Annotated in this window: 3 protein-coding genes; 2 read left to right on the forward strand and 1 reads right to left on the reverse strand. The window is 72.2% G+C overall.

What is annotated here, in order from left to right; all coding sequences use genetic code 11:
• Positions 1-357: hypothetical protein (locus GA0115259_RS35315; protein WP_107469373.1), on the reverse strand; the 357-nt coding region annotated here is incomplete at its 3' end.
• Between the two features lie 239 nt (positions 358-596).
• Between GA0115259_RS35315 and fmt the strand changes: the two genes are divergently transcribed.
• Together fmt and GA0115259_RS35325 are read left to right on the forward strand one after the other, a co-directional pair.
• The gene (fmt, locus tag GA0115259_RS35320; protein ID WP_093604444.1) at positions 597-1535 is read left to right on the forward strand and encodes a methionyl-tRNA formyltransferase; all 939 of its coding nucleotides are present in this window, start codon (positions 597-599) and stop codon (positions 1533-1535) included.
• A gap of 145 nt (positions 1536-1680) precedes the next feature.
• Positions 1681-2578, forward strand: an 898-nt coding sequence (locus tag GA0115259_RS35325) for a transcription antitermination factor NusB (RefSeq protein ID WP_272921264.1), incomplete at its 3' end; no start/stop codon positions are given.

Genomic DNA, 2578 nt, shown 5'->3' on the forward strand with positions numbered 1-2578 from the left:
CTGCTGTGCAGCCCTGCGTGTGCCGTAACGGCGGTGCACCGCCTGCTTCGTGACGCCCAGCGCGGAGCCCACGGCGTCCCACGAGAAACCCAGCGAGCGGTCGAAGTCCACGGCCGCGGTCACCAGAGTCTCGACACTGTCCCTCAGCTCCTGTGCGAGACGGACGGTCGGGGCGGGGGCCCTGCCGTAGACGACGAAGCCCGTGGACGGGCCCGAACGGCGCGGGCGGTAGACATTGCCCAACTGGGCGGTGAGGGTGCGCAGCGCGTCCACCTGCCGCCGGACCCGCTCGATGTCCCGCACCAACAGGTGGAGACTTGCACGGGCTTGTGCGTCGTGGGTTGCGTGGTCGGCCATGAACAAGCCTCTCGAACCGGCGTTGAAAAGGATCCGGGCCGCACCGGTGCGGCCCGCGTTGGTCAATCTCTCTTGACAACGCGCCACCTGGCGATGTGGTCACGCTGCGGGGGCGTATGCGCATATGCGCGGGGCGCGCGCACCGACGTACGCCCCCTGCGGTCGCCCGCCGCCGTGGCCCATAGACTGGTGCGTCGCTCGTCACCGTACGTATCAGCCCGAGAGGCAGTCAGCCACCGATGAAGCTCGTCTTCGCCGGCACCCCCGAGGTCGCCGTACCCGCCCTGGACGCACTCATCGCCTCCGACCGGCATGAGGTCGCCGCCGTCGTGACCCGGCCCGACGCGCCCGCGGGCCGCGGACGCAGGCTGGTCGCCAGCCCGGTCGCGCAGCGCGCGGAGGAGTCGGGCATCGAGGTGCTCAAGCCCGCCAGGCCGCGTGACGAGGACTTCCTCGCGCGGCTGCGCGAGATCGGCCCCGACTGCTGTCCCGTCGTCGCGTACGGCGCCCTGCTGCCGCGAGTCGCCCTCGACGTACCCGCCCACGGCTGGGTGAATCTGCACTTCTCGCTGCTGCCCGCCTGGCGCGGCGCCGCGCCCGTGCAGCACGCGATCATGGCGGGCGACGAGATGACCGGCGCGGCCACCTTCCTGATCGAGGAGGGCCTGGACTCCGGACCGGTCTACGGCGTGCTCACGGAGCACGTACGGCCCACCGACACCAGCGGCGATCTGCTGACCAGACTGGCCTTCGCGGGCTCTGGACTGCTCGTCGCGACCATGGACGGTATCGAGGACGGCACGCTCAAGCCCGTACCGCAGCCCGCCGAGGGCATCTCGCTCGCGCCCAAGATCAGCGTCGAGGACGCCCAGGTGGAGTGGGCCGCGCCCGCTCTCCGTGTCGACCGCGTCGTCCGCGCCTGCACACCCGCGCCCGGCGCCTGGACCGTCTTCCGAGGCGAGCGGCTCAAGCTGATCCAGCTCACGCTGCTGCCGGATCGTACGGAACTGGCGCCCGGGGCCCTGGCCGTCGGCAAGAACGATGTGTACGTCGGCACCGGCTCGCACGATGTCGAGCTGCTCTGGGTCCAGCCGCAGGGCAAGAAGCCGATGCGCGCGGCCGACTGGGCACGCGGTGTACGGATCGCCCCGGGCGAACGGCTCGGCGCGACGCACTGAGGCGCCGCGCCCGCGCTCCTGGACCCTGAGGCGGACCCTGTGGCGCCGCCCGAAAGCGCACGGTTCTTCGAAGCGCACGGTTCTTTCCGGTCACCGGGCAGCGCTTAGGCTGGAAGCGATCACCATCTCTCACCGCGGAGCACCTTTGAACGCGCAGGCCCCTCACCGTCCCGCCAAGCCCTACCGCCGCCCCAAGAAGGATCCCGTGCGGATCCTCGCCTTCGAGGCGCTCAGGGCCGTCGACGAGCGGGACGCGTACGCCAATCTCGTACTGCCTCCGCTGCTGAAGAAGGCACGCGAGAACAGCGGCTTCGAGCCACGGGACGCCGCGCTCGCCACCGAGCTGGTGTACGGGACGCTGCGCCGCCAGGGCACCTACGACGCGATCATCTCGGCCTGCGTCGACCGGCCGCTGCGCGAGGTCGATCCGCCGGTGCTGGACGTGCTCGCGCTCGGCGCGCACCAGCTTCTCGGTACGCGGATCCCGACGCACGCCGCAGTCTCCGCGAGTGTGGAGCTGGCCCGGGTGGTGCTCGGCGACGGACGCGCCCGGTTCGTCAACGCCGTGCTGCGGAAGATCGCGCGGGACGATCTGGACACCTGGCTGGAGCGCGTCGCCCCGCCGTACAACGAGGACGCGGAGGACCATCTCGCGGTCGTCCACTCGCATCCCCGCTGGGTGGTCTCGGCGCTCTGGGACGCGCTCGGCGGCGGTCGCGCGGGGATCGAGGATCTGCTCGAAGCCGACAACGAACGGCCCGAGGTCACGCTTGTCGCCCGGCCCGGCCGTGCCTCCGCCGAGGAGCTGCTGGCCGCGCTGGGCGAGGAGGGCGGCCTTCCCGGCCGCTGGTCGCCGTATGCCGTACGGCTCAGCGAGGGCGGCGAACCGGGCGCGGTCGACGCCGTACGGGAGGGCCGGGCCGGTGTCCAGGACGAGGGCAGCCAGCTTGTCGCGGTCGCCGTCGCCAACGCGCCGCTGGAGGGCCCCGACGCGCGCTGGCTCGACGGCTGCGCGGGCCCCGGAGGCAAGGCGGCGCTGATGG

The organism is Streptomyces sp. MnatMP-M17 (assembly GCF_900091995.1).
Taxonomy (GTDB): Bacteria; Actinomycetota; Actinomycetes; order Streptomycetales; family Streptomycetaceae; genus Streptomyces.

What these genes read in the sequence shown, in the direction of transcription:
- fmt (WP_093604444.1), top strand. Translation starts at nt 597, where the DNA reads ATGAAGCTCGTCTTCGCCGGCACCCCCGAGGTCGCCGTACCCGCCCTG.